At 62.1% G+C, this 19,663-nt stretch carries 14 protein-coding genes; 7 read left to right on the top strand and 7 right to left on the bottom strand.

From position 1 onward, the window contains the following. The first annotated feature begins 66 nt into the window (after positions 1 to 66). The 7 genes from F3J17_RS16355 to F3J17_RS16325 all read left to right on the top strand — a co-directional run bounded on the left by F3J17_RS16355 (position 67) and on the right by F3J17_RS16325 (position 9,551). Positions 67 to 585 carry an SRPBCC domain-containing protein gene (locus tag F3J17_RS16355; protein WP_167060435.1) on the top strand — a complete coding sequence of 173 codons (519 nt, stop codon included), beginning with the start codon at positions 67 to 69 and terminating at the stop codon, positions 583 to 585. Between the two features lie 77 nt (positions 586 to 662). Then, positions 663 to 1,142 (top strand): GNAT family N-acetyltransferase, encoded by a 480-nt coding sequence (locus tag F3J17_RS16350; protein ID WP_167060432.1) that lies wholly within the window; start codon positions 663 to 665, stop codon positions 1,140 to 1,142. 240 nt (positions 1,143 to 1,382) lie between these two features. After that, positions 1,383 to 4,700: an autotransporter outer membrane beta-barrel domain-containing protein gene (locus tag F3J17_RS16345; protein ID WP_205194811.1), complete on the top strand. Its 3,318-nt coding sequence runs from the start codon at positions 1,383 to 1,385 to the stop codon at positions 4,698 to 4,700. A 312-nt stretch (positions 4,701 to 5,012) separates the two neighbouring features. Continuing rightward, positions 5,013 to 5,768: a glucose 1-dehydrogenase gene (locus tag F3J17_RS16340; protein WP_167060429.1), complete on the top strand. Its 756-nt coding sequence runs from the start codon at positions 5,013 to 5,015 to the stop codon at positions 5,766 to 5,768. 26 nt (positions 5,769 to 5,794) lie between these two features. Continuing rightward, positions 5,795 to 6,334, top strand: coding sequence for a sugar dehydrogenase complex small subunit (locus F3J17_RS16335; protein WP_167060426.1), 540 nt, complete (start codon positions 5,795 to 5,797; stop codon positions 6,332 to 6,334). A gap of 99 nt (positions 6,335 to 6,433) precedes the next feature. Further along, the gene (locus F3J17_RS36595) at positions 6,434 to 8,107 is read left to right on the top strand and encodes a GMC family oxidoreductase (RefSeq protein WP_167060423.1); all 1,674 of its coding nucleotides are present in this window, start codon (positions 6,434 to 6,436) and stop codon (positions 8,105 to 8,107) included. Positions 8,108 to 8,117: 10 nt separating this feature from the next. Next, complete coding sequence (locus F3J17_RS16325) at positions 8,118 to 9,551, top strand: cytochrome c (RefSeq protein ID WP_205194810.1); 1,434 nt, start codon at positions 8,118 to 8,120, stop codon at positions 9,549 to 9,551. Between the two features lie 116 nt (positions 9,552 to 9,667). Here the strand turns inward: F3J17_RS16325 and F3J17_RS16320 are convergent, their stop codons facing one another. The 7 genes from F3J17_RS16320 to F3J17_RS16290 all read right to left on the bottom strand — a co-directional run bounded on the left by F3J17_RS16320 (position 9,668) and on the right by F3J17_RS16290 (position 19,659). Then, entirely contained in the window at positions 9,668 to 11,908 is a 2,241-nt protein-coding gene (locus F3J17_RS16320; RefSeq protein WP_167060420.1) for an NADP-dependent isocitrate dehydrogenase, read from the bottom strand. A 503-nt stretch (positions 11,909 to 12,411) separates the two neighbouring features. Continuing rightward, the gene (locus F3J17_RS16315; RefSeq protein WP_167060417.1) at positions 12,412 to 13,236 is read right to left on the bottom strand and encodes an alpha/beta hydrolase; all 825 of its coding nucleotides are present in this window, start codon (positions 13,234 to 13,236) and stop codon (positions 12,412 to 12,414) included. Between the two features lie 279 nt (positions 13,237 to 13,515). Continuing rightward, positions 13,516 to 14,832, bottom strand: a complete 1,317-nt coding sequence (locus F3J17_RS16310) for a tryptophan 7-halogenase (protein WP_167060415.1) — start codon at positions 14,830 to 14,832, stop codon at positions 13,516 to 13,518. Next, a complete protein-coding gene (locus tag F3J17_RS16305) occupies positions 14,829 to 15,512 on the bottom strand; it encodes a S8 family serine peptidase (protein ID WP_167060412.1) in 684 nt (227 codons plus the stop codon). The genes F3J17_RS16310 and F3J17_RS16305 overlap by 4 nt, the downstream gene beginning before the upstream one ends. After that, positions 15,502 to 17,232 carry an ABC transporter ATP-binding protein gene (locus F3J17_RS16300; RefSeq protein ID WP_167060409.1) on the bottom strand — a complete coding sequence of 577 codons (1,731 nt, stop codon included), beginning with the start codon at positions 17,230 to 17,232 and terminating at the stop codon, positions 15,502 to 15,504. The genes F3J17_RS16305 and F3J17_RS16300 overlap by 11 nt, the downstream gene beginning before the upstream one ends. Positions 17,233 to 17,245: 13 nt before the next feature. After that, positions 17,246 to 19,168: a sigma-54-dependent Fis family transcriptional regulator gene (locus tag F3J17_RS16295; RefSeq protein WP_240161002.1), complete on the bottom strand. Its 1,923-nt coding sequence runs from the start codon at positions 19,166 to 19,168 to the stop codon at positions 17,246 to 17,248. A gap of 179 nt (positions 19,169 to 19,347) precedes the next feature. Beyond that, positions 19,348 to 19,659, bottom strand: a complete 312-nt coding sequence (locus F3J17_RS16290; protein ID WP_345891210.1) for a high-potential iron-sulfur protein — start codon at positions 19,657 to 19,659, stop codon at positions 19,348 to 19,350. Positions 19,660 to 19,663: the final 4 nt, after the last annotated feature.

Raw genomic sequence — 19,663 nt, 5'->3', positions numbered from 1 at the left:
CGCAAGCAGCATCAAGCGTCCGTTTCCACTATGTTCATTCTCGAGTGTCCAACTCTGGAGGCAATCATGCATGCAATCATCTGGCCCGACGACTATCAACCGGGCTTCACGGACAATTTCGCTTCGAACGAAGTCATCGTCGCAGGCCTGAGCGTCGCCGACGTCTGGCCGCAACTGGCGAATACCACGGCATGGCCGACCTACTACAGCAACGCATCGGATATCGCGTTTCATGATGGCACCGGACCGGTGCTGTCGGCTGGGGCACGCTTTCGTTTTACGACGTTTGGCTTTCCTGTCGAGGGCGAGGTGACCGAATTCGTGCCGCCTTCCGCGGGTCAACCTGCGCGCGTAGCGTGGCACGGCTGGGTTGAAGGCGATGCACAAGGCCGTCTGGACGTGCATCACGCGTGGCTGCTGGAAGATTTGCCGGGCGGGCGCGTGCGCGTGCTGACTCAGGAAACGCAGAAGGGCGCGCCAGCGGTGGAACTGGCGAAAACGCGACCGAATCCGATGATCAACGGACACCAGGAATGGCTCGACGGTTTGCTCGAATCAGCCCGGACCGTTAGCAAAGCGAAGTAACGTAAACCGTTGAATCAGGCGTGAAGGCGTTACCATGAGGCATTCAGACGCTTATCGACAACATGGAAAACGCGCCTATGAAAACGGGTTCGCTGCATCGGTTTTCGATCCACGCCGCAGGTGTTGAATATAAGGACGCGTGGTATGCGCTCTGGCGCGCGTACTGCGCATACTACGAAGTCACGCTCGACGAGCGTGTAACGGCGCGCACCTGGGAGCGCATCGTGAGCGCAACCGATCCCGTTCACGCATTGATCGCGCTGGATGCGCACGGCACGCCGCTGGGGTTGTGCAATTACGTCCTGCACCCCAATACGTGGAGCGATCAGTCGGTCTGCTATCTGGAAGATCTGTATGTGGCGCCCGCTGGTCGCAGACAAGGTATTGCGACGGCGTTTATCGAGCAGTTAAAAGCGCTTGGCGCGGAGCAGAAGTGGTTTCGCATTTACTGGGTGACGAATCAGGATAACGTCGCCGCGCAAGCGGTTTACGATCCCATCGCGAAGCGCACGGGTTATGTGCGCTATGAGATTGCGTTGGGCAATCGTTCGCGGTGACGGATGCAAAGCGTGTCTGGAGCGGGGCTTGTAAATAGTGCTGATCTTCGAACGTCCAGATTAAATGCCCGGTCAATTTTTCCTCGGTAGTGTTTTCGAGGAAGCTATAAAGCGTCGTTAAATGGGTGATTTAAAATAGTCTGAAGAATGATATTAATCTTGGAAATTAAGTAGTACGGTGTTATAAACCGATCCACGTACCCGATTGCTGTCGCAACGTTCCATCCTGCGGACGAGAAAATGCGAAGACGGACGTGGAAAATCGGTCTGGGCGCCATTGCGCTGCTCTCCGGCGCAACGCCATTGTGCAGCTTCGCGGCTTGCTCTTCGACCGCGCCCGGCAGCAATAGCACTGTCACGTGCAGCGGCGCGGGCGTGCCGTCTGTCAATGCATTGACGGGCAGCACCCAGGTGGCGATCACGCTCGATAGCACGGCCACCGGCAGCTATACGCTGTCCAGCACGCCCACGCCCTTTTCAGTCGACACCTCCAGCACCATCGTCAATAACGGCAGCCTGTCGATGTCGGGCAATGGCAGCGGCGTCGCCAATCGCGGCGCGGTGCTGATCGGCGTGAATTCCGGCAATACGATTACCAATGGCACGACCGGCGTGATTGCCACGACCGGTGCCTATAACGACGGTGTCGCCGCAAACGGCAATAACAATACGCTCGTTAATAACGGCAAGATCACGACGTCCGGCGCCAATTCCTATGGTATGACGGCGGCCTGGGGGCAAAGCAATCTGGGAGCCTCGGGCAATACCTTGATTAATACCGGAACGGTCTCTACTTCGGGCAGCAATGCGCGCGCGGCCTCGTTGCTCGGCGGCAGCGGCACCATCAACAATAGCGGCACGCTCATCTCCTCGGGCCGCGACAGCCCCGCGGTCTATATGCAGGGCAACAACGACACGTTCATCAATAGCGGCACGGTGCAAACAACAGGAACGGCGTCGAGCAGCGGCAGCGTCGATGCGGTCGTATCGAATACACTTGGCAGCTCGTTTGTCGCCACCATCACCAACCAGGCGGGCGGCTCGATCATCAGCAATAACGGCATTGGTGTGCGCTCGACCAACGGCAACACCACCATCACGAATGCCGGGCTGATTCAGGGCGGTAGTGGCACCGCCATCAAGAATGGCAACGGCAACGATACGCTCATTCTCCAGACTGGCTCCCAGATCATTGGCACTGCTGATGGAGGTGGCGGGACCAATGCCGTGCAATTGCAGGGCAGCGGTACGGCGTCGAACGCATTCGTCAACTATCAGACGCTGGCGATGAGCGGCGATAGCTGGATCTGGTCGGGCAGCGGCACTTTCACGAACGCATACGTGAAAAGCGGAACGCTCAATCTCACCGGCACGCTGGGCACGACGACGGCTACGGTGAGTGCCCGCGTGGATAGCGGCGCGACCTTGCAGGCCAATGCCGGCAATCTGCCGCTTGCCGTGACCGATAACGGCCTGGTGCGCTTTCAGCAGGACAGCGACGGAACCTATGCGGGCTTGATCGGCGGAGCAGGCGCAGTCGAGAAAACAGGTGCAGGTGTGTTGACGCTCGCGCCAGCGGCTTCGAGCGGCAATACCAGCAACACCTACACGGGCGGCACGACGATCACGCAAGGCGCGCTGGCGATCAGTGCGGATAGTGCAATTGGCGCGTCGACGGGGGCGGTCGCCTTCAACGGCGGCACACTGCAATTCAATGCGGCCTTTGATTTATCCGCAAGCCGCGCAATTGGCATTACGTCGAACAACGGCACTATCGATACGCAAGGCTTCAGTTCAACGCTCGCGCAGAGTATTACAGGCGCGGGCGCGCTCACCAAACTGGGCGCGGGTACGCTTACGCTCGATGGCGACGACAACAGTTATACCGGTGGCACCCATGTCGATGCCGGTACGCTGATCGTGGGCGATAACGCCAGCCGCAACGCCGCGCTTGCGGGCGGCGGCGAGGTGACGATAGCGGCGGGCGCAACGCTGGGCGGTTACGGCAGCGTGACGGGCGATGTCTCCAACAGCGGCACAATTGCGGTAGCCAACGCGTTGCCCGATCTCGCGAGCGGGGCAGTCGGCAATTTCCAGATCAACGGCACGTTCACGAACGCGGGCCTGTTGAAGCTGGGCGGCAACGGCGTGGGCAATACCTTGACCGTGGTGGGCAATTACGTCGGCCAGAATGCGACGATTGCGCTCAACACGTATCTGGCGGGCGACGGCGCGGCCTCGGACAAACTGGTAGTCAGCGGCGGCAGTGCGAGTGGCACGAGTACCCTGGAAGTGACGAACGCGGGCGGGCCAGGCGCTGTAACGCTCGTCGATGGCATTCAGGTCGTTGAAGCGACCAATGGCGCAAGCACGGCTGCGGGCGCGTTTTCACTGGCAGGTGGCGCAATCAAGGCCGGAGCGTACGAATACTATCTGGCGAAGGGCGGCGTGAGCGCGGGCACGGGCGAGAGCTGGTATCTGCGCAATACGATTCCAGAAGTAGCCGGTGAAAGTGTCGCCGCGCCGGGGACGCCTGAACCCATTGCGCAGGCGGTTACCAGCGCAGTTGCGAATGCGGGTAGTCAAACCGTGCCTGTCTATCGCCCCGAAGTGCCGCTCTATTCGGAAGCGCCTGGCGTCGCTCGTCAATTGGGCATCCTGCAGATCGACACGTTTCATGACCGGATGGGCGAGCAGAGCCTGCTGACCGAAAACGGCAAGGTGCCGGCCTCGTGGGCGCGATCGTGGGGCGGTTACAGCAATATCGCTCGGGGCGGTGCGATCAGTCCTTCGTTCGACGGCTCGGTTTGGGGTATGCAGATTGGTCAGGATCTCTACGCGTCGACTTCGTCCGGCGGCGCGCGAGATCACTACGGCCTCGTGCTGGGTTTTTCGCGTGCGGTGGGTGACGTGAATGGCTTCGCGCTGGGGCAGCCAGACTACGGAGTCGGATCGCTACAGCTCAATGCGTATAGCCTGGGCGCGTACTGGACGCACATCGGCGCGGCTGGCTGGTACACGGATGCCGTGGCAATGGGCAGCGCGCTGACCGTGCGTACGCAATCGAATGAGGCTGCCGGCGGCGTGTCGGGGTCGACGCATGGCAATGCATTCACGGGATCGATCGAGGCCGGCCTGCCGATCGCGCTGGCGTATGGACTGACGCTGGAACCGCAGGCGCAACTCGTCTGGCAATGGCTTTCGCTGGACCGCTTCGATGATGGCGTTTCAACCGTCACATGGAATAACGGCAATACGTTTCTTGGCCGCATCGGCGCGCGGCTGCAATATGCTTTCGACGCGGGCGGCGTGAGCTGGAAACCTTATCTACGGCTGAACGTACTGCGTGCGTTTGGATCGGATGACGAGACCACGTTTAGCGGAACGACCACCTTGGGCACGCCGGTTGGGCAGACGATGGGGCAATTCGGCGTTGGGCTGGTCGCACAATTAACGAAGCGCGGCAGCGTGTTTGTGACGGCAAGCTGGCTCACCAATCTGGGCGGTGAGCATCAGCGCGTGATTGCGGGCGATGCGGGCGTGCGCTGGTCGTGGTGAGTGATTTCATCGCTTTAATTCCCGTGCTCAAGATTCGGTAACTTTTGAGAATCCCTACCGGTTGAATAAATTCTCACAGAAATAAACAGGATTTAAAGGTAATTGATTTGAAAGAATAAGCGGCCTGATGGCCGGGCCTTCGGCGCAGCAAGGCCTTGAGACACTGCGTGGTCGAGGCGCATCTAATTGCTGGCACCGAGCCAGGAGAAAATCGAATGCTTCACCTGCAAAAACGTTGTGATCCAGACTTGATCGGGCATACATAGGCGACTCTTATAATCACGCCTCCTCAAATTGCAGGGAGTCGCGTTCATGTTCGATCTTGCAGGCAAGGTAGCAATCGTTACGGGTGGAACCAGCGGTATTGGCTTTGGCATTGCGAAGGGTTTTCTGCAAGCCGGAGCGCGCGTCGCACTCATTGGTCGTGACGAAGAGCGAGGCGCAAAGGCGCTCGAAAAACTGGGCGCGGGCGACGCTGCCATTTACGTCAAGGCCGATATTTCGGCGGGCGAGCAGTGCAAGCGCATGGTGGCCGAAGTCGAACAGCGCTTTGGTCGCGTCGACGTGCTCGTGAACAATGCCGGGATGAATATCCGCCGCCATGGTCAGGACTATGCCCACGAAGAATGGCACCAGATCATGGATACGAATCTGAGCAGCGCGTTCTATTGCGCGCAAGCGGTTTTTCCGGCGTTCGGCCGTGCGAAGGGCGGCAAGATTCTCAATATTGGTTCGATGCTCTCGTTGTTCGGCACGACGTATGGCACGGCCTATGCGGCGAGCAAAGGCGGCATCGTCCAGCTTGGCCGCGCGCTGGCCGTGGAATGGGCGCCGCACAATATTCAGGTCAATACGCTGCTGCCGGGCTGGATCGAAACCGAACTGACGGCGGAAGCCAAGAAACTGTTCCCCGATCTCGAAGCGGGGATTCTCTCGCGCACGCCGCAGGCGCGCTGGGGACGACCCGACGATCTCGCGGGCATTGCCGTCGCGCTGTGCTCCAGTGCCTGCGACTTCATCACCGGCACCGCGATTCCGGTCGACGGCGGCTATTCCGTTCAGGGCTGATTCCGGCCCTTCAGGTTTTATCGCACATGAATGCTTTACACACCGGCGACGAGCGATCGCCTGCCCAGATTGATCGACGTAGATTCATTCTGGCAACGCTATCGCTCGCCGTCGTCGAACTGACGGGCGGCGCGCTTGCGCAAGCCGCCTCAAGCGCTGCTGTTGCGGGCAGCGATACGGCGAAGAGCCTGTTTATGCAGGTATCGAAACTCGTTTCCACCAAAGCCGTGAATATCGTGACCGCAGACGCGCTTTACGTCGCGCTCCGTCATAGCGATCCCGCCTTCGATGCGAATCTTCTCGCGCTGGCCAGGCGGATGTCGGGCAAGCCCGATTTCACGGTCGAAACGCTTGCCGCCGATCTTGACCGCGATGCGCAACTGGCGCTGCGCGCCACGCTGAACAGCATCGTATCGGCGTGGTATCTGGGCGTGGTGGGCGACCGGACCTACGCCTACGAGTCGGCGCTGATGTTCCGTAGCGTTGACGATGTGCTCAGCCCGCCCAGCTATACGCGCGGCGCGCCCTTGTACTGGGCTGCATCGAACAACCTGCCATCCGCGTAATGCCCTGTCTGTTGAGAGCCGCTTCGATCCGGAGCGCTCTCAAACATAATTGGTATAACGAATCATATCTAGAATAACCTTCCTGGAAATACGTTCCCCGTGAATAACTCATCGCTTTCTGCGGACGTCGTGATCGTCGGCGCGGGCGCGGCCGGCAGCATTGCGGCTCTCGAACTGGCGAGCAGCGGCTTGTCGGTGCTCGTGCTCGATGCGGGGCCGCGCGTTACGCGTGGTGAGATCGTCGAGAACTTTCGCAACGCGCCGGTCACCACGCGCGCCCTGACGACGCCTTATCCGCCCAAGCCGTGGGCGCTTGCACCGACCTTTTACAACACGGACGGATCGATCCAGGATTACCTCCAGGTGAGCGGGCCGGACGGCGATGCCTACCAGACCGACTATCTGCGCCTGGTGGGCGGCACCACCTGGCACTGGGCTGGCTGCGCCTGGCGACACCTGCCGAATGACTTCAGGCTCCATTCGCTCTACGGCGTGGGCCGCGACTGGCCCATCGGCTATGACGATCTCGAACCGTATTACTACCGCACGGAAGCGATCTGGGGCGTATGCGGACCAGATCCGTTGAACGGTGCTGATCAGGAGTACCTGGGGTCGCCGCGCAAGAAAAAATATCCGATGGACCGGATGCCTTGGACCTACACGAGCCGCATGGTCGACGAGGCGGTTCGCAAGTACACGAAATGCCGCGTGGTGCATGAACCGGAAGCGCGCAATACGCGGCCGTACGAAGGTCGCCCCGCCTGTGCGGGCAACAACAACTGCATGCCGATCTGCCCGGTTGGCGCGATGTACAACGCCATGGAAACCGTCGTCAAGGCGGAAAAGGCCGGCGCGCGCGTGATGGAAAACGCGGTGGTGTACCGGATCGAAACCAATCCGGCCAACAATGAAGTGGTGGCGGTTCACTTCTACAACCCGAACAAGGAGAGTTTCCGCGTGACGGGCAAGAAGTTCATTCTCGCCGCGCACAACATTGAAACCGTCAAGCTGATGTTGTTTTCGAAGGACGACAAGAACCCCAACGGCATTTCGAATAAAACCGATCAGGTCGGCCGCTACATGATGGAACACGCGGGCACCGAAGTGCAGTTCACCTGCAAGGATCCGGTCTGGATGGGTCAGGGGCCACAGCACAACGCCGCGATCGACACCTGGCGCGACGGCGCATGGCGTAGCGACATGGCCGCGTCGATCCATCGTGTCGACGAGATGAACATGACCGCGCAGGTCACCGTCGCGGCGCTGAAGAAGGGGTTGGTGGGCAAGCCGCTGGACGACGCGATTCGTCATGGCGTGTCGCGCAGGATCGAAATTTCTTCGCACCACGCGGTGGTGCCGAATGCAGAAAACCGGCTCACGCTTTCGGGCAAGAAGGACATGCTCGGCATCAACTTCCCGAGCGTGCACTACTCGATCGACGACTACACGCGCCGTAGCGCCGTGCGGACCGTGAAGGAGCTCTATGAGCCGCTCATCGCGGGCATGGGCGGCACCGACGTGCTTTATATCCCGGACCCGGCCAACCCCTACAAATTCTCGGCCGAAGATCATCCGGCCGGCGGTGCGTTGATGGGCAACGATCCGAATACTTCGGTGGTGGACGCGCAATGCCGCTCGCACGAACTGAAGAATCTGTATGTTGCGTCGAGCGCGGTGTTCGTGACCACGGGCACGGCCAACCCGACGCTCACGATCGCATCGATCAGCCTGCGTGTGGCGGACACGGTGAAGGCCGAACTCGCGCACGGTTGAGGACATGCAGATGACGACGAAAGTATCGTTTTTAAAAACGCTGGTTAGCTCGGCATGTGTGGCGATGGCGTGCCAGGCCGGTGTGGTGCATGCCGTTGCGAGCGCAACGGATTCGCCTTCGGCTGAGCTTGTCGCGCGAGGCCAGTATCTGGCCGCAGCCGGCGATTGTGCGGCGTGCCATACCGCGCCGGGTGGCAAGCTGATGGGCGGCGGTTTAGCAGTCGAATCGCCGTTCGGCACGATTTATTCGAGCAATATTTCTCCGTCGAAGTCCGACGGTATCGGCAGCTATAGCGAAGCGGAGTTTGCGCGGGCACTGCGCGAGGGCGTGCGCGCCGATGGCACGCATCTCTATCCCGCCATGCCCTACACGTCCTATGCGGGCATCAGCGACGAAGACGTGAAAGCGCTATACGCGTACTTCATGCACGGCGTTCAGCCTGTGGACGCTGCGCCGCCCGCCACGCACCTCGCATTTCCCTTTAATCAGCGCTGGCTGATGGGCGGCTGGAATCTGCTGTTCGCGGGCGATGCATCGGGTGCTCCGGTCAGCGGCAAGAGCGAGGCATGGAACCGCGGACAGTATCTGGTGCAGACGCTTGGGCATTGCGATGCGTGCCATACACCGCGCAACTTCGCGATGGGCGAGAAGCGCAGCCTTGGCTTGTCGGGCGGGAGCGTGGGCGCGTGGCGCGCGCCTAACATCACGTCGGACCCTGTCAGCGGCATCGGCGGCTGGTCGCACGAAGAACTCGTGCAGTACCTGCGCACCGGCGCGGTGGCAGGGAAGGCCCAAGCAGCGGGCGATATGGCCGAAGTGGTGGGGCGCAGCACGCAGTATCTGAGCGATACCGATCTGATGGCGATTGCAACGTATCTCAAGGACGCACAAGCTGTTCGCAATCCTGATGATAAGGTGCCAGCCTATAGCTACGAGGGGAGCGGTCAGGACTACGAGCCCGCATTGCGCGCACAGAACCCCGGCATTGGCTTCAATAGCCCGGGACCTGGCTATGTTTCGCTGACGTCAGGTGCGCAACTCTATAGCGCGAACTGTGCAAGCTGCCATCAATCACATGGCGACGGCACGGCTGATCATGCGTTCCCCGCACTCACGCACAACTCGGTATTGGGCCACGATAACGCGGACAATCTGGTCATGGTAATGCTCGGTGGCCTGCATATCGAAACGCAGGGTAGCGAGCGCCAGATGCCAGGTTTCGCCGACGATCTCAACGATGAGCAGATTGCCGCGCTTGCCACATTCGTGATGAAGCAATACGGCAATCCGGATGTGACGGTGAGCGCTGAGCGCGTCGCGCAACTGCGCAAGGGCGGCGCCATTCCAGTGACCGACGCATGGCCGGTCGGCGTTGGTTTTGCGGTATCGCTGCTGGTGCTGGCGGCGATCGTCTGGGGTGTGCGGCGCAAGCGGGCGCGTTGATCCGCGACTGAAGCCGCAATAAAACATCGACGTAAAAAAATCGAGCCTCCCAAGGGAGGCTCGATTCATTTGTGGAGCACGTCCCCCGCGCAACGCACGGGGGCGGATTCCATCGCTTACTTCGCAGCCGCTTCCAGCGCAGCGTTGAACGTGGCGCTCGGGCGCATCACTTCAGCCAGCTTCGCGAAGTCCGGCTTGTAGTAGCCGCCGATGTCGACCGGCTTGCCCTGAACCGCAGCCAGTTCGCCAACGATCTTCTGCTCGCTTTCGGCCAGTGCCTTGGCGAGCGGCGCGAAGTGCGCTGCGAGTTCCGCGTCGTCCTTCTGTGCGGCCAGCTCTTGCGCCCAGTACATCGACAGATAGAACTGGCTGCCGCGGTTGTCCAGCTCGCCGGTCTTCGGCGACGGGCCCTTGTTGTTGTCGAGCAGCTTGCCGGTGGCGGCGTCGAGCGTCTTCGCGAGCAGCTTGGCGCGCGCGTTGTTCGTCTTGATGCCGAGGTCTTCCAGCGAGACAGCCAGCGCGAGGAATTCGCCCAGCGAATCCCAGCGCAGGTGGTCTTCCTGAACCAGTTGCTGCACGTGCTTCGGAGCCGAACCGCCTGCGCCCGTTTCGTACATGCCGCCGCCGGCCATCAGCGGAACGATCGACAGCATCTTCGCCGACGTGCCCAGTTCCATGATCGGGAACAGGTCGGTCAGGTAGTCGCGCAGGATGTTGCCGGTGACCGAGATCGTGTCCAGACCGCGGATCACGCGTTCGAGCGTGTAACGCATCGCGCGCACTTGCGACATGATCTGGATGTCCAGGCCGCTCGTGTCGTAATCCTTCAGGTATTCCTCAACCTTCTTGATCACTTCGTTTTCGTGCGGACGGTACGGGTCGAGCCAGAACACGGCCGGCGTGTTCGAGTTCTTTGCGCGCGTGACGGCGAGCTTGACCCAGTCGCGGATCGGCGCGTCCTTCACGAGGCACATACGCCAGATGTCGCCTTGCTCGACTTCCTGCGTGAGCGCGTCCAGCACTTCGTTGGTTGCGTTGTCAACGATGCGGGCCGTGCCGTCTTGCGGGATTTCGTAGGTCTTGTCGTGCGAACCGTACTCTTCAGCCTTCTGCGCCATCAGGCCGACGTTCGGCACCGTGCCCATGGTCTTCGGGTCGAATGCGCCGTTGGTCTTGCAGAAGTTGATGATTTCCTGGTAGATGCGCGCGAACGTGCTTTCCGGAATCAGGCACTTCGTGTCGGCCGGGCGGCCATCGGCGCCCCACATCTTGCCGCCTGCGCGGATCATGGCCGGCATCGATGCGTCGACGATCACGTCGTTCGGTGCGTGCAGGTTCGAGATGCCCTTGGCCGAATCGACCATCGCCAGCGCCGGACGGTGCTCGTGGCACGCGTGCATGTCGCGGATGACTTCTTCGCGCTGCGATTCCGGCAGCGTTTCGATCTTCGTGTAGAGATCGACGAGGCCGTTGTTGACGTTCACGCCCAGTTGTTCGAACAGCTTGGCGTGCTTCGCGAAAGCGTCCTTATAGAACGTGCGCACGGCGTGGCCGAACACGATCGGGTGCGAAACCTTCATCATGGTCGCCTTGACGTGCAGCGACAGCATGACGCCGGTCTTGCGCGCGTCTTCCATCTGGTCTTCGTAGAAAGCCAGCAGGGCCTTCTTGCTCATGAACATGCTGTCGACGATTTCGCCGGCTTGCAGCTTGACCTTCGGCTTGAGGACGATGGTTTCGCCGCTCTTCGTCACGAGTTCCATGCGGACTTCGCGGTCCGTGGTGTTCGTGATCGACTTTTCACCGTGGTAGAAGTCGCCGTGCTTCATGTGCGCGACGTGGGTGCGCGAAGCCATGCTCCACTCGCCCATGCTGTGCGGGTGCTTCTTCGCGTAGTTCTTGACGGCCAGCGGCGCGCGGCGGTCCGAGTTGCCTTCACGCAGGACCGGGTTCACAGCCGAGCCCAGGCACTTCGAATAGCGCTTCTGGATAGCCTTTTCTTCGTCGGTCTTCGGATCTTCCGGGAAATCGGGGATCTTGTAGCCCTTGCCCTGGAGTTCCTTGATCGCGGCGACGAGCTGCGGCACCGATGCGCTGATGTTCGGCAGCTTGATGATGTTCGTTTCCGGCAGCTGCGTGAGACGGCCCAGCTCAGCCAGGTTGTCCGGCACGCGTTGTTCTTCGGTCAGGAATTCGGGGAATTCACCGAGAATGCGGCCCGCCACGGAGATATCGCTGGTCTCGACGTTCACGCCGGCCGGCGCAGCGAAAGTGCGGATGATCGGCAGAAACGCGCTGGTGGCAAGCAGCGGCGCTTCATCGGTCAGGGTGTAGATGATGGTGGGTTGGGTGCTCATCGGCTTCTTGGCGGGATCGTTAAACGAGGTGGTAACACCACCGGCTGCGCGCAGTCGGCGAAACACCTGGATTTTGCCTCAATTTCCGCCAGGCCGGGGCGGAGATCGACATGTATTTCATATCGTGGAATCGCGTTGCGCGGCGTCATTCGCCTGCAAAATCGTCGTGCTGGCCATGATTGCCCGGCTGCGCGCTGAAAACGTTATCGCGCCAAAGCCCTGTTACATAAAGGCTTTCAGGTCGAAACCAGCAATCTGGCCCCGTGGCAGATGTTTTAAGTTTCGTACCCTTCATTGTTTGTCAAGCTGGTGAAGACCCTTGCTCAACCGCGGGGCAATCGGCCACTCTTATAGAAGAATTTATTGCCGGGCAGGGGCGATTCGAGGTCGGGGAGCGCTCGCATTTCCTGGTGGTTTAGTGGGATATCGGGTGCCACCAGGCGCGTCGGGGAATCCGCAAAACTGACCGGCCGGGGGCCGGTCGAGGGTGAGCGGGGGCGTTCTTACTTGCGGTTCAGGAACTCCAGAAGATCCGCATTGACCTTGTCGGCTTCGGTCGTGCACATGCCGTGCGGCGCGCCCGGATAAATCTTGAGCGTGGCGTTCTTGACGATCTTCGCGGAGAGCTTGCCCGCATCGTCGATCGGCACGATCTGATCGTCGTCGCCGTGCAGGATCAGCGTGGGCACGTCGAACTTCTTGAGGTCTTCGGTGTAATCGACTTCCGAGAACTCGTGCACGCACTCGTACAGCGCGAGTACGCCGCCCCACATGCCCTGCTGCCAGAACGAGTCGATCGTGCCCTGCGAAACCTGCGCGCCGCTGCGGTTGAAGCCGTAGAACGGCACGGCCAGATCCTTGAAGAATTGCGAGCGGTTATCCACCACACCCTTGCGGATGTTGTCGAACACTTCCTTCGGCAGGCCGCCGGGGTTCTGCTCGCTCTTGATCATGATGGGCGGCACCGCGCCGATCAGCACCGCGCCCGACACGCGTTTCGTGCCGTGGCGGCCGATATAGCGCGCGACTTCGCCGCCGCCCGTCGAGTGGCCGACCAGCGTGGCGTCCTTGACGTCGAGCTTGTCGAGCAGTTCGGCCAGATCGTCGGCCCAGGTGTTCATGTCGTTGCCCTTGGCCGGTTGCTCCGAGCGGCCGTGGCCGCGTCGGTCGTGCGCGATCACGCGGAAGCCTTTCTGCAGCAGAAAGAGCATCTGCGCATCCCAGGCGTCGGCGGACAGGGGCCAGCCGTGGCTGAAGACAACGGGGCGGCCGCTGCCCCAATCCTTGTAATAGATCGACGTGCCATCGCGGGTGGTGAACGTGCTCATCTGAAGCGCTCCTGGTTGGGGCTGAAGGGGAATCACGCAGGGGGACGGATGTCACGGTGCGCACGCGGCGGGCGTGCCGCCTGGGATGTGGCATCCGGTGGGTGAGGCAAAACGGAATGGATCGTGAGCGACGCGCCGCGCGCGGCACCTCGAACACGCGACCGAGTATAGGGAGGAACGCGAAGCGATGATGCGAAGCTGTCCGATGCAACGGTGAGGCGGCGGAATGTATGAAAACGTGATGACGCTACGTTTCCGGATGAGCGTTTTTCAGCAGCGTCAGGCCTGCGCCGGCGAATAACCGTGCGCGTCGAGCCAGTGACGAACGAGCCGCGCCTGATCCGCATCGAGCGCGCGCAGCACCTGTTCGGCGGGCTGCTTGCGCAGGGCCTCGACAATCGGCGCAAGCGGCACGCCCTGCAGGTGCCAGACGCCAAGCGGCTGATCCGGGCTCACCACCACATCGGCTTCGGCGATCAGATTGCCGTCGATCACGGGGGCGCGTTCGATATTGAGCTGGCTGAAATCGGCGCGGACGTGCAACGGCGCATCGTCGGGCCAGAGTCGGCGCGCTTCCCAGAACGGTCGCGCGGCCCAGCGTTGTTCGAGCGCGTAGAAGTCGCGCCCGGTGCGCGCGAAGCGCTTGAAAAGCTGCTCGATACGCTGCTGGTGAAAGCGCAGCGCGAGCGTCGCGCGTTCGGGGCAACTGAGCAGCGTATGAATCACGGCCGGTGCCTGGAGCGCCGACGAAAGCGACTGGAAGATGCCATTGCCCGAGAGCGGATCGACGGCCATGGCTGCGTCGCCCACGCGCAGCCAGTTGCGCGCGCCCGTGCGTCCGCACAGCGTGGGCGTGCTGCTGCGCGCGTGCAGGCGCATGTCCGTTTCGGCGTCGCGCGCGAAGAAGTTGCTCGCGAGCGGCGCCTGGCGCATGCGGGCGCAGAAGCTCAGGAGTTCGTCGCGCTGCGGGAGTTCGGCGCTCGCGACGTCCAGCGTCATTTGCCAGTAGCAGCGGCCGTCAGGCAGGCGCGCCATCCACGCCCAGCCATCCTGCAGGCTTTCCACGGCGCTGGCTGCCGCGCCGCGCTCGCCTTGCCAGATGTTCAGGAGGCTTAAGGTTTGCGGGCCGCGTGTGGCGTCGCGCATGAGGGGCGCCACGCGGCCACGGGCTTCGACGAGAAAATCCGCGCGCAGTGACAACGGCCCGTCGCAGGTTTCGATCATGAGATCGTGGCCGGATGGCGCGGTCTGCACGCTGCGCACAGTGGCTTCGATCACCTCGACATCAGCGTGACGCAAATCCTCGCGCAGCGCGGCGTCGAACACCCGTCGGTCGACGAGATATTCCGCATTGAGCGTTTGCATCACGCCATTCCAGAGCGTGGTGCGGGCGCTCGGCCCCGCGACCGCATTGGCGGCGCGATGCAGGCCCGCGTGACGCAAACCTTCGATCACGCGCGGCGACATGCCTTCTACGGCGTCGAAGCGCCGCCAGTCGCTCACCACCTGAACGGCGTAGCCCAGACCCGCGAGCGCACGCGCAACAGCCGCGCCCGCCGGGCCTGCGCCAAGGACGACGATGCGCGGCGCGCTCATGATGCGTGCGTGCGTCTTTCGACGCCGATAAAGGCCGCGTGCGTGCGCAGCCAGTCGAGCAGGGCGTCGCGGTCGGCGTCCGGATGGCGCATGAGCCACGCGGCGGCGTGTCCGCTCAAGGCTGCTGTGGCGATGCTTGCGCCCGCCTGCGTGCTTGCCTGTCCACGCACCAGCGCGCCGAATTCGGCCTGTGCGCTATCGAGCCACGACCATTGCGTCGCATTGCAGCGCGCGTCGCCGGTCACGCGCACGACGTCGGGATAGCCCGATGGAAACACGGGCGCGCCTTGCGCGGGACTCGCTGCGCAGATCACCACGCCCGCATCGACCGCGAATGCGCAGGCCTCGCGCAGGGCCGTGCGATCGGCGCGCACGCCCAGGCTGAGATTGATGACGCGGACCTTCTGCGCGACGAGCCAGCGAATGGCCTCGGCGATCTGCAACGGCGTCGTGGTTGCGCGCTCGCGAAAGACTTGCGCAACGCAGAAGCGCGCCTCGGGTGCGCCGGCTGCAATGCGCTCAAGCACGGCGCTGCCGTGTCCAAGCCGGTCCGTGATCGCATCATGCCGATGCACCTGCATATCGTCGTCAAGCACGAAAGCTGTGGCCGCATGCACGCGCGCGGCCTGATCGGCGCGATAGCCGCTATCGACGACACCCACGCGAAATTCAGTGTTCATGCGCGGCTCCCTGCGATTCGCGCATCACCAGCCGGCCATCGATCAGATCGAAATGCAGATCGGCGTGTGCGAGCGTGCTCGCCCGATGGCTGATGAGAATGCGCGTGCGTGTGGCAAACAGCGTGTCGATCTGCGCGATTACCTCACGCTCGGTTGCTTCGTCCACCGCGGACGTGGCTTCGTCGAGCACCAGAATCGACGGTTCCTGCAACAGCGCCCGCGCGATGGCGATGCGTTGCTTCTGTCCACCAGAAAGCTGCTGGCCGCGCTCGCCAATCTGGCTGTCGAGGCCTTCGGGCAGCGTTGCCACCAGCGAATCGAGCTGCGCGGCGTGCACGGCCAGCGCGATCTGCTCGCGGCTGGCGTGCGGCGCGCTATAGCGCACGTTATCGGCGAGACTGCCGCGAAACAGCACGATGTCCTGGCTCACCACGGCCACGCGACGGCGCAGGTCGTCCAGCGGCAGATCGCGCAGATCGACGCCGCCTAGCATGAGTGCGCCATGCTGCGGATCGTAGAAGCGCTGCACGAGATCGATCAGCGTGGATTTGCCTGCGCCCGACGCACCCGCAAGCGCAATCTTGCTGCCTGCGGGCAAGACCGCGCTCGCGCCGCGCAGTACGCCATGCGCGCGCTCGTCGTGCGAGAACCAGACGTCGTCGAAAACGAGGGTGCTGTCATTGGATGCGTCGACAGGTGTTTCGGCTTCCTGAACGATAACGGGTTCGTGCTGAAGCTCGACCACGCGCGTGAGGCTGACGGTCATGCGCTGGAGCGCGACATAGAGGCCCAGCAGGCTTTTCACCGGACCGACAGCCATGCCGAGATAGGTCGTGAACGCAATCAGCGCACCCAGTTGCCACGTACCTTGCACGACCCAATAGCCGCCAACCAGAAAAGCGCTGGCGCGCGAGATCGATGTGAACAGGCCCGGCACCGACTGCGTAAAAAATTCCGTCACCTGCAGCTTGAGCAGGCGGTCCATATAGCGGTCGCCAAAGCGTTCGAGCCGCAGGCGTTCGGCGTGCTGCTGGCCGCTTGCCTGGATGAACTTCATCGCGGGCAGGGTTTCGACCAGAAACGAGGAGAGATCGGCGGCGCTTTCACGCAGGCCGCGCGCGTCGCGCTCGACCTTGCGGCGCATCCAGCGCAGCCAGAGCGCTTCGAAGGGAATCAGCACTGCAACCAGCATCGCAAGCTTGACCGACAGCGTGAGCAGCAGCGCCACGGAACCAAGCAAACCGATCACGCTCGATACGGCAGAAAAGAGCGCATCCAAAGCGAAGCGCTGGATTTCGGCCACGTCGCCATCCAGACGCGAGAGCAGATCGCCAATGCGCCGCCGTCCGTAGAACGAAGGCGGCAGCTTTTGCAGATGCGCGTAGACGGCGCTACGCAGCGCAAACAGCACGCGGCCCGAAAGACGCGTATGCAGATATCGGTTCACGCCGCCGAGCACAGTGCCCACTAGTCCAGCAACGATCATCGCCACGGCGAGCACGAACAGCATCGAAAAATCTCGCCCTACCAGCCCGCGATCGATCATGTCCTTGGTGATCCAGGGCTGTACCAGCACGAGCAGCGATGCGCAGACCGAGAGCCCCAGCAGTCCCGCAATCGCCAGCCGATGGGGCCGCACGAAGCCGTAAAGCCAGGCCATCGACGCTTCGAGGCGCGCGCGGTCGTCGGTTTTCGCCAGGCGGAGCAGCAGGTTCAGCATAGGTGCAGGAGATTCAGGGGCGCAGCCGTTTGAGCTTGCGATAGAGCGTGGCGCGGCTGATGCCGAGCGACAGCGCCGCCGCCGCGACATTGCCGTCGTGGCGCGCAAGGCTCTCGCGGATCAGTTCGTCTTCGTGCTTGCGGATCAGGCCGCGTCCGGCTGGATGTACAGCAGCGGGGCACGCGCCATCGATAAAGCCGTCACATAGATGATCGAGACCGATCTCCTGTTCGTTGTCGGCGCGCACGGCAAGCGCGGTGCGCAACACCATTTCCAGCTGGCGGATATTGCCTGGCCACGAATGCGTGCGAAATACTTTGGATAACTCATCGCTAACCCGCACGTCCTGTGCATTCAAACGCTCCAGCAGCGACGCGACGATCAGATCGATATCGTCGCGTTCGCGCAGAGCCGGCAAGGTCACGCTCACGCCATTGATGCGATAGAAAAGGTCTTCGCGGAAGCTCTTTTCGCGCACCATCGTCAAGAGGCTGCGGTGCGTGGCGCAGATCACGGCGATGTCAATCGTTTGCTCTTCGCCCGCGCCGAGCGGCGCGACCTTGCGTTCCTGTAGCACGCGCAGCAAACGCGCCTGCAGCGCCAGCGGCATATCGCCAATTTCGTCGAGAAAGAGCGTACCGCCGTGTGCCTGCATGAGACGGCCGAGCATGCCGCCTTTGCGTGCGCCCGTGAACGCACCGTCGCGATAGCCGAACAGCTCGGATTCGATCAGGCCTTCGGGAATCGAGGCGCAATTCACGGCGATAAATGGCTTGCCCGCGCGTTCGCTTGCATCGTGCAGTGCACGCGCGACGACTTCCTTGCCGGTGCCCGTTTCACCTTGTACGAGCACAGGCAGCGCGTTGTCCAGACCTCGCCGCGCCATTTGCAAAGCGCGCAGCAAGCGGCTTTGACGGCCAGCGATCTTGACTAGACCCGCTTCGCGCGCATCGGGGCGAGCTTCGGAATAACGCGCGGCACCACAGCCGATATTCGAAGTCGCGCGCCGTGGCGCGCGTAACACGCGCAGCGCGAGATCGCGCGCCACGCCTGGAATGTCGAGCGTATGAGTTTGTGAAACGCTCGCCGCGAAGCTCATGCCGCGCAGACTTTCGCATTGACGGCCGATGAGATCCGCACGCGGGAAGCCCAGCAGCTCACAGGCCTGCGCGCTGGCCGCGAGGATTGCGCCGTCCTCACGCATGGCGAGCACGCCGCACCAGGTCGAGTCGAGGTAAGCGCGATGCGGATGAAACGCGATCACGAAGTGTTCGGGATAAAACGCTTCGAACAGGCGCGCTTCGATATGACTGGCCGCTGCCCCCACCAGCATCGACAACGTGTCCTGCGCGAGCGGCAGTTGACCGTCGCGCGTAAGGTCGAGCACGCCGATCGTTTTGCCGTGCGGATCGGCGATCGGCAGCGAACGGCAGGAGAAGCGTGCGAGGCGACCCAGAAAATGTTCGCCGCTGTCGATCGCAACCGGGCGTCCTTCCACGAGCGCAGTGCCCAGCGCATTGGTGCCGCGCAGGGCTTCGGTCCACGTCGCGCCCGGCGAGACATCGCCGATGCCCAGTTCAGCGAGCGCGCCCGCATTGCCTTCGACGGAAAGAATCGTGGCGTCCGCATTGGCGAGAATCACGATGCCTTGCTGACCACAACGCTGGGCGAGGAATTCGAGTTCGGGCGCGGCGGCGTCGAGCAGCATGCGGTTGGCATCGCGCAATTCGCCGAGGTCGAGAAACTCATGCAGATTGAGCAGCGCGTCGTCGTGACAACGTACGCCATGAGCGAGGCTACGCCGCCACGATGCGTCGATCTCCATGCGCAGCCAGCCCTGCGGAAAGAGGCTGTCCGAGCGCAGCCGCTCGCGTATCAGTTGAGCTGCGTGTTGCCGGTCGGCCAGCGCCGGCATGGGAGGAAAGGAATCGTGCAAGCTGTCCCCCTGGACCTCGATGGTTAATCCCGTGCGCCGCGTTCAACGATGCCGCGCAAATCGAAGGGCTAATCTGGCATGGTTGCCGCGATAAGTCCATCCGGTCAAAAACGCATTCCATCAGGCCGCGATGCATAAGCGGGACATATGCCAGCGCAATGGTTTTAACGATGATGCTTTTAAACTCTTTTGTTATATCCGTTACACCAACCGGCGGCCGCTACGCGCTTGCCGCCAAAGAGTGGGCAATTCGCCGCGGAATCGCTGGATTTACCCTGATAAAACGTGCAGTTGCCGCAATCCTGGCCCGCTGCGTAGCGGGCGAATTTTGTTTTATCGACATGGGTGGCGTCGGCACGATAGCCGAGCGCCTGCGCATTGGGATCGGTCTCGGCGACCATCGGGGATTCAGCTTGGGCCGCACGCGCAAGCGGTAATAAAACGAGCGTGCTGGCGGATGCAATCAGAAAAGTACGGCGCGATGGATGGATCGAA

Source organism: Burkholderia sp. Ax-1719 (genome assembly GCF_011753055.1).
Classification (GTDB): domain Bacteria; phylum Pseudomonadota; class Gammaproteobacteria; order Burkholderiales; family Burkholderiaceae; genus Paraburkholderia.
This window is presented reverse-complemented; position numbering and strand designations above follow the sequence as displayed.

Coding starts and splice junctions, on each gene's coding strand:
- F3J17_RS16355 (WP_167060435.1), top strand. CDS start 67: ATGCATGCAATCATCTGGCCCGACGACTATCAACCGGGCTTCACGGAC.
- F3J17_RS16350 (WP_167060432.1), top strand. CDS start 663: ATGAAAACGGGTTCGCTGCATCGGTTTTCGATCCACGCCGCAGGTGTT.
- F3J17_RS16345 (WP_205194811.1), top strand. CDS start 1,383: ATGCGAAGACGGACGTGGAAAATCGGTCTGGGCGCCATTGCGCTGCTC.
- F3J17_RS16340 (WP_167060429.1), top strand. CDS start 5,013: ATGTTCGATCTTGCAGGCAAGGTAGCAATCGTTACGGGTGGAACCAGC.
- F3J17_RS16335 (WP_167060426.1), top strand. CDS start 5,795: ATGAATGCTTTACACACCGGCGACGAGCGATCGCCTGCCCAGATTGAT.
- F3J17_RS16325 (WP_205194810.1), top strand. CDS start 8,118: ATGACGACGAAAGTATCGTTTTTAAAAACGCTGGTTAGCTCGGCATGT.
- F3J17_RS16320 (WP_167060420.1), bottom strand. CDS start 11,908: ATGAGCACCCAACCCACCATCATCTACACCCTGACCGATGAAGCGCCG.
- F3J17_RS16315 (WP_167060417.1), bottom strand. CDS start 13,236: ATGAGCACGTTCACCACCCGCGATGGCACGTCGATCTATTACAAGGAT.
- F3J17_RS16310 (WP_167060415.1), bottom strand. CDS start 14,832: ATGAGCGCGCCGCGCATCGTCGTCCTTGGCGCAGGCCCGGCGGGCGCG.
- F3J17_RS16305 (WP_167060412.1), bottom strand. CDS start 15,512: ATGAACACTGAATTTCGCGTGGGTGTCGTCGATAGCGGCTATCGCGCC.
- F3J17_RS16300 (WP_167060409.1), bottom strand. CDS start 17,232: ATGCTGAACCTGCTGCTCCGCCTGGCGAAAACCGACGACCGCGCGCGC.